Here is a 6646-nt window from a genome sequence, read left to right as displayed (position 1 = left end):
CCCCCGCGGTCCCCGTGTCCGGTGCGGCTCCCGGCCCGGCCGCTGTCCCGGGTACGCCCCCCACTCCTGCCGCCGGCCCCTCGCAGGCGGACCTCCTCGGCTTCGTACGACGCGTCGCCGCCGACGCCGGGCTGGTCGCCTCCCTGCCGCTCGACCCGGAGGGCCGCACCTGGGTACGGCTCGACGGTCCCGCGGGCAGTGAGGCCTGGCTGATCGGCTGGCCGCCCGGCACGGGCACCGGCTGGCACGACCACGGGGAATCCCTCGGGGCCTTCATGACCGCGTCGGGTGAGCTGAAGGAGAACTCGCTCTCCGTGCGGCTGCCCACCGACGGCTGGAAGACGCTGGAACTGGACGACGGCGTGGACCGGGAGCGCCGGCTGACCTCCGGCCAGGGCCGTGCCTTCGGCCGGCACCACGTGCACGAGGTCCTCAACGAGTCCCCGGAGCGGCACGCGGTCTCCGTACACGCCTACTACCCGCCGCTTCCCCTGATGCGCCGGTACAGCCGTACCGGCCCGACGCTGCGTCTGGAGCAGGTCGAGCGCCCGGCGGACTGGCAGTGAGCGGGGCAGCGGAGGGGGCCGCAGACGCCCCGGGGATCGACGAACTGCTGGAGCGGGTCCGCGCGGGCTACGAGCGCATCGGGGCGGTCCCCGCCCACGAGGCCGCCCGCGTCGGGGAAGCCCTGCTGGTCGACATCCGCTACGCGGCCCTGCGCGACCGGGACGGGACGATCCCCGGCGCCCTCGTCGTCGAGCGCAACGAGCTGGAGTGGCGGCTCGATCCTCGGGGCAGCCATCGCCTCCCCGAGGCGACCGGCCATGACCTGCGCGTCGTCGTGATCTGCAATGAGGGGTACGCCTCCAGTCTGGCCGCGGAATCCCTGCACCGGCTGGGGCTCCACCGGGCCACCGATCTGATCGGCGGCTTCCAGGCCTGGCGGGCGGCGGGACTGCCGGTCCGGAGGTAGAGCGGGCTCTCAGTACCCGCCGCCCTCCAGGAACTCCGTGTCCTCGCCCTCCTCCTCCAGCGCCTGCCGGACCACGCGCAGGGCGAGGCCCTCCGGGTAGCCCTTGCGGGCGAGCATTCCGGCGAGGCGGCGGAGCCGCTTGTCGCGGTCGAGTCCGCGGGTGGAGCGCAGCTTGCGGGCGACGAGTTCGCGCGCGGTGGCCTCCTCCTGTTCGGGGTCGAGCTGGGAGACGGCCGCGTCGATCAGCGTGGAGTCGACGCCCTTGGTCCGCAGTTCCTGGGCGAGGGCTCGCCGCGCCAGGCCCCGGCCGTGGTGCCGGGACTCGACCCAGGCGTCCGCGAAGGCGCTGTCGTTGATCAGCCCGACCTCCTCGAACCGGGACAGCACCTCCTCGGCGGCCTCGTCCGGGATCTCCCGTTTGCGCAGGGCGTCGGCGAGCTGCTTCCGGGTGCGCGGGGTCCCGGTGAGCAGACGCAGACAGATCGCCCGCGCCCGCTCGACCGGGTCCCCCGGAGAATCCTCCCGCTCGGCCCTCGGTGAGGAGGAGTCGTCCCCGTCCGCCGCGGTCGCCTCGCCGAAAGCCCGGCGTCCGCGCCCACCACGCGGCCCGCCGTCACGCGGGCCGCTCCCCCGTGAGCCCTCTGCACGACGGGTTCCGGCGCCGCGCGGGCGCCGGCCGCCCCCCGGATCCTCACCGAAGAGGTCCCCGGGGAAGCCGTCCCCGTGCGCCCGGTCACCGTGTACGACCGGGCCGTCGCCGCTTCCGGTGTCCGTCCCCCGGGGGACGCCGGAAGCGGCGAATTCGTACTCGGCCCAGTCGGTTCGTCGGGTCACGGGTCAGCTCTTGGCCGTGGCGGCCTTGGGCTTGGCGGTCTTGGCCGCCGCGGCCGGAGTCGCGGTCGCCTCGGCCGGGGCGGCGGCGTCCGCGCTCTTCTCGTCGGCCGGCTCCTCGGCCTGCACTCCGATGCCGAGCTTCTTCAGGATCTTCTTCTCGATCTCGTTGGCGAGGTCGGGGTTGTCCTTGAGGAAGTTGCGGGAGTTCTCCTTGCCCTGGCCGAGCTGGTCGCCCTCGTAGGTGTACCAGGCGCCCGCCTTGCGCACGAAGCCGTGCTCCACACCCATGTCGATCAGACCGCCCTCGCGGCTGATGCCCTGGCCGTAGAGGATGTCGAACTCGGCCTGCTTGAAGGGCGGCGCCACCTTGTTCTTGACGACCTTGACCCGGGTGCGGTTGCCGACGGCTTCGGTGCCGTCCTTCAGCGTCTCGATCCGGCGGATGTCCAGACGCACCGAGGCGTAGAACTTCAGCGCCCGGCCACCGGTCGTGGTCTCCGGCGAGCCGAACATCACACCGATCTTCTCGCGCAGCTGGTTGATGAAGATCGCGGTGGTCTTCGACTGGTTGAGCGCGCTGGTGATCTTCCGCAGCGCCTGGCTCATCAGCCGGGCCTGCAGGCCCACGTGGCTGTCGCCCATCTCGCCCTCGATCTCCGCGCGCGGCACCAGCGCCGCCACGGAGTCGATCACGATGAGGTCCAGGGCGCCGGAGCGCACCAGCATGTCGACGATCTCCAGTGCCTGCTCGCCGTTGTCCGGCTGGGACAGGATCAGGTTGTCGATGTCGACACCGAGCTTCTTCGCGTACTCGGGGTCCAGCGCGTGTTCCGCGTCCACGAAGGCGACCTGGCCGCCGGCCCGCTGCGCGTTGGCCACCGCGTGCAGGGTCAGGGTCGTCTTGCCGGAGGACTCCGGCCCGTAGACCTCCACCACCCGGCCGCGCGGGATGCCGCCGACGCCCAGGGCCACGTCCAGCGCGGTCGACCCGGTCGGGATCACCTCGATGGGTTCCTTCGTCCGGTCACCCATGCGCATGACCGCGCCCTTGCCGAATTGCCGTTCAATCTGTGCGAGTGCGGCGTCCAGCGCCTTCTCGCGGTCGGTTCCTGCCATGGGTTCCACCCGATTTGCTTGAGTCGATCGCTTCACGTCAATGACGCTAGCGCCTGCCACTGACAACGCGCCCCGACGCACCTCCGGCCTGTGGACAACCAGGGTCCAATCCTGCCCGAACCGGGGCACAACACCCGGACCCGGGAACCGCCGGCACCCCCATAAGAATAGACGTTCGATTTTCGTGTCAAGCGAACCCGTCGGCACCCGCACGAGTCGTCCGCCCCTCTCCGTCTGCTCGGGGCCGACGATGTGAAACCGCCGGCCCAGAGCAGACGGAGGGGGTGGTCCGCCGGGTTCAGGATTCCTCGGCGTCCCCGTCCCGGGGGTGTGCCGGGCCCGGCCGGCGCGCCCAGAGCTGCCGGACGCGGACGCCGAGGGCACGCCGCTCGCCGGAGTTGGTACCGCCGTCGCCGGGACCCGTCCCGCGGTGGCCGTGCACGCGGGGGTCGTCGGTGACGTCGTAGCGCTTCACGTACGCACCCAGGAAGGCCTGGAGGGTGGCGACCGCGGGAATGGCGATCAGCGCGCCGACGGCGCCGAGCAGGGCGGTGCCCATGACGACCGAGCCGAAGGCCACCGCCGGGTGGATGTCGACGGTCCTCGAGGTCAGCTTGGGCTGCAGCACGTAGTTCTCGAACTGCTGGTAGATCACCACGAAGATCAGTACCCACAGCGCGTACCAGGGGTCGACCGTGAAGGCGATCAGCATGGGCAGGGCGCCCGCGAGATACGTGCCGATGGTGGGGATGAACTGCGACACCAGACCCACCCACACGGCGAGCACGGGCGCGTAGGGCACCTCGAGGATCTCCAGCAGCACGTAGTGGGCCATGCCGGAGATCAGTGCCATCAGGCCGCGCGAGTACAGGTAGCCGCCGGTCTTGTTCACGGCGATCTCCCACGCGCGCAGCACCTCGGCCTGGCGCGCGGGCGGCAGTACGGAGCAGATGGTGCGGCGCAGCCGCGGGCCGTCGGCGGCGAAGTAGAACGAGAACAGGCCGATGGTCAGCAGCTGGAAAAGGCCCCCGAGGACCTGCGTGGAGACGTCCAGGACGCCGGTGGCGCTGTTCTGCACGTAGGTGCGCAGCCAGTCGGAGCGGAGCAGGCCCTCCTGGATGTCCACCCGCCGCAGTTCGGTGCGGAAGTGCGTGTTGACCCAGTTGATGACGGAGTCGAGGTACTGCGGGAAGTTCTCGACGATCGTGATGATCTGTCCCGCCAGCATGGATCCGAGCAGCGTGACGAAGCCCGCCGCCACGGTCAGCACCCCCAGGAAGACCAGGAAGGTGCCCAGCCCCCGGCGCACCCCGCGCGCGGCCATCCAGCTCACCGCGGGCTCGACGGCGAGCGCCAGGAAGAACGCGATGAGGATGTTGATCAGCAGACCGGTGAGTTCGTGGAAGGCCCAGCTGCCCAGCTGGAACAGGGCGACCAGCGCGAGCGCGAGCACCATGGCGCGCGGCAGCCAGCGCGGCATGCGGGAGTCGGCCGAGGGGGCCGGGCCACCCACCGGAGGGTCCGGGGGAGGCGGCGCGCCCGGTGCGGAGGGATGCTGGACTGCCTGCCCGGTCTCTTCAGTGGGTGCCACGGGGGCAAGTCTCGCCCACACCACCGGCGGCCGTCTGCCCTCCGGCGATCTCTGTGAGGATCAGCGCTTTTCCCGGGGGACCTCCATCACCGCGCAGACCACCTGCCAGACGTCCTTGGCCGCCCAGCCCGCCCCCAGCGCCTCGTGCACGGTGCGCCCCCCGAGTTCCGACATGACGTGATCGCGCGCGAAGGTGTCGGCGTAGCCCGCGCCGAAGTGCTCCGCCATCCGTTCCCAGAAGACCGTCAACCGCATGTCACCAGTATCCCGTCCGCGGGGGCGAGCCGGTGCGGGCACCGCCCGAGGACCCCGCTGTGCCCCTGCAGCCGGGCCCGCACGCCCTGGGCGCCGCCGGCCGCCGCGGCGGCACGCGCGTGGGTCACCGGCGGGGAGGCGTCCCGCTCACCGGACCACCCGACCGGGCAGCGGGAGGACCGCCCCGGCCCGTACGGTGACGCCGGCGGGCACTTGCCCAGCCTGCCCGGAGGCCCGTCCGACGGGGGCCGCCGGCGTCCCGTGCGCGCTCACGGCGTACGGCCGCGCGATCGGCCGGCCGCGACCGGACCGGCACCGTCCGGCCCCCTGGCCGTCCGGTCCGCCGTCCGGTCCGTTGCCCGGCGCCGCCTCACCCGCCCAGGGCCCGGACTCCCGCCGTCACCACCACGGCCACTCCCACGACGACCAGGAACGGGGCGCGCAGTACCAGCGCCACCGCGGCGGCCGCGAGTCCCACCGCCCGCGCGTCCAGCACGAGCGTCCGGCCGTCGGCGAAGGTCTGCTGGGCGGTCAGGGCGGCGAGCAGGGCGACGGGCAGCAGGGCGGCGAGCCGCCGGACGAGCGGCCGTTCGAGGGCGCCGGCGGGCACCAGGAGTCCGGCCAGTTTGACGGCGTAGCACCCGAGGGCGGTCACGCCGATCGCGATCCAGATGTTCAACGGTCCTCCTCCGGCGTGCCGTCGCGCTCCGGCGCGTCACCGCGTTCCCCCGCGTCGTCCCGTCCGGCGCCCCCGCGGCGGCCCCGGGCCCACAGGACGGCCGGCGCCGCGAGCGCGGCCACCAGGACCGGCACCCCGGCGGGCAGGACCGGCAGCAGCCCGAGCCCCAGCAGGACGGCGAGCCCGGCGACCAGCCGTTCGGTGCCGGTCCGCAGCATCGGCGCGAGCAGGGCCAGAAAAACCGCGGGGCCGGCCGCGTCCAGGCCCCAGGCGTCGGTGTCCCCGATGGCCTCGGCGCCCAGCGCGCCGAGCAGCGTGGTGAGGTTCCACAGGACGTACAGGCTGAGCCCGGTGACCAGGAAGCCGATCCGGGCGCCGCGCCGGGTGGGCTGGGCGAGGGAGACCGCGGCGGTCTCGTCGATGACCCACTGGGCGGCGAACGGCCGCACCGCGCGGGGGAGGGCCAGCAGCTGGGACAGGCGCAGCCCGTAGAAGGCGTTGCGCACGCCCAGGAAGAACGCCCCGGCCGCGGCCGTGAACGGGCTCCCTCCGGCCGCCAGTGCCCCCACCAGGGCGAACTGGGACGCCCCCGTGAACACCAGCAGGCTCAGCGCACAGGTCTGCAGCAGCGTGAGCCCGCTGCCGGCCGAGGTCACCCCGAAGGCGAATCCGGAAAGTCCGACGGCGACCCCGACCCCCAGGGCGTCCCGGACGACGGCGCCGTCCGGTTTCGCGCCCGGGGCGGCTCCGTCACGTATCTCTGCGAGTGCTGTCTGTTGTTCTGCTGCCACACCCCGGACCGTACGCGGAACGTTCGCGGGACGTCTTGTACGTTCTTGCGCTCCCGCTGGTAGGCGCCCGGCGGCACGCCGACGATCCGGCCGAAGTGCCGGTTCAGGTGCGGCTGGTCGGTGAACCCGACGGCGACGGCTGCCTCCGCCGGCAGCGTGCCCGCGTCGAGGAGCCGGCGCGCCCGCCGCACCCGTGCGTCGGTGAGCCAGGTGTGCGGCGGCATCCCGTAGGTGTCGCGGAAGGCCCGCAGCAGCGCGAACGGGCCGGTCCCGAGCTCGTCGGCCAGTTGCTCCAGCGTCGGCGGCGCGGCCATCCGCTCCTCGAGCAGCACCCGCGCGCGTGCGGCGGTCCGGGCGCCGGAGGTGCGCACCCGGCGCCGGGGCAGCGCTCCGCCGTTCAGCCGGAG

At 73.2% G+C, this 6646-nt stretch carries 9 protein-coding genes; 2 read left to right on the top strand and 7 right to left on the bottom strand.

Features of this window, described 5'->3' with window-relative positions:
* Positions 1 to 14 precede the first annotated feature (14 nt).
* Both AOK18_RS15925 and AOK18_RS15920 read left to right on the top strand, forming a co-directional pair.
* Positions 15 to 566, top strand: a complete 552-nt coding sequence (locus AOK18_RS15925; protein WP_055694784.1) for a cupin domain-containing protein — start codon at positions 15 to 17, stop codon at positions 564 to 566.
* Positions 563 to 973 carry a rhodanese-like domain-containing protein gene (locus tag AOK18_RS15920; RefSeq protein WP_055570943.1) on the top strand — a complete coding sequence of 137 codons (411 nt, stop codon included), beginning with the start codon at positions 563 to 565 and terminating at the stop codon, positions 971 to 973. Before AOK18_RS15925 ends, AOK18_RS15920 begins: the two co-directional genes overlap by 4 nt.
* A 9-nt stretch (positions 974 to 982) precedes the next feature.
* On the opposite strand, the gene recX is transcribed toward AOK18_RS15920, so the two are convergent.
* From recX to AOK18_RS15885, 7 genes are all read right to left on the bottom strand, one after another.
* A complete protein-coding gene (recX, locus tag AOK18_RS15915; protein ID WP_055694783.1) occupies positions 983 to 1807 on the bottom strand; it encodes a recombination regulator RecX in 825 nt (274 codons plus the stop codon).
* 3 nt (positions 1808 to 1810) lie between these two features.
* Positions 1811 to 2923, bottom strand: a complete 1113-nt coding sequence (recA, locus tag AOK18_RS15910) for a recombinase RecA (protein ID WP_055570945.1) — start codon at positions 2921 to 2923, stop codon at positions 1811 to 1813.
* 298 nt (positions 2924 to 3221) lie between these two features.
* Positions 3222 to 4514, bottom strand: coding sequence for an AI-2E family transporter (locus AOK18_RS15905; RefSeq protein WP_240503198.1), 1293 nt, complete (start codon positions 4512 to 4514; stop codon positions 3222 to 3224).
* 60 nt (positions 4515 to 4574) lie between these two features.
* Positions 4575 to 4769: a DUF3046 domain-containing protein gene (locus tag AOK18_RS15900; RefSeq protein ID WP_055570946.1), complete on the bottom strand. Its 195-nt coding sequence runs from the start codon at positions 4767 to 4769 to the stop codon at positions 4575 to 4577.
* Between the two features lie 370 nt (positions 4770 to 5139).
* Positions 5140 to 5448 carry an AzlD domain-containing protein gene (locus tag AOK18_RS15895; protein WP_055694782.1) on the bottom strand — a complete coding sequence of 103 codons (309 nt, stop codon included), beginning with the start codon at positions 5446 to 5448 and terminating at the stop codon, positions 5140 to 5142.
* Positions 5445 to 6206: an AzlC family ABC transporter permease gene (locus AOK18_RS15890; RefSeq protein ID WP_095533907.1), complete on the bottom strand. Its 762-nt coding sequence runs from the start codon at positions 6204 to 6206 to the stop codon at positions 5445 to 5447. The genes AOK18_RS15895 and AOK18_RS15890 overlap by 4 nt, the downstream gene beginning before the upstream one ends.
* Positions 6101 to 6646 (bottom strand): helix-turn-helix domain-containing protein (locus AOK18_RS15885; protein ID WP_157865108.1); only part of this gene is annotated, 546 nt, incomplete at its 5' end. The genes AOK18_RS15885 and AOK18_RS15890, both read right to left, overlap by 106 nt.

It is taken from the genome of Streptomyces prasinopilosus, from assembly GCF_001419695.1.
Lineage (GTDB): Bacteria > Actinomycetota > Actinomycetes > Streptomycetales > Streptomycetaceae > Streptomyces > Streptomyces prasinopilosus.
Note: the sequence above shows the minus strand (reverse complement) of the source record. Positions and strands in the feature narration are given on the sequence as shown.

What these genes read in the sequence shown, in the direction of transcription:
- recA (WP_055570945.1), bottom strand. Translation starts at nt 2,923, where the DNA reads ATGGCAGGAACCGACCGCGAGAAGGCGCTGGACGCCGCACTCGCACAG.
- AOK18_RS15900 (WP_055570946.1), bottom strand. Translation starts at nt 4,769, where the DNA reads ATGCGGTTGACGGTCTTCTGGGAACGGATGGCGGAGCACTTCGGCGCG.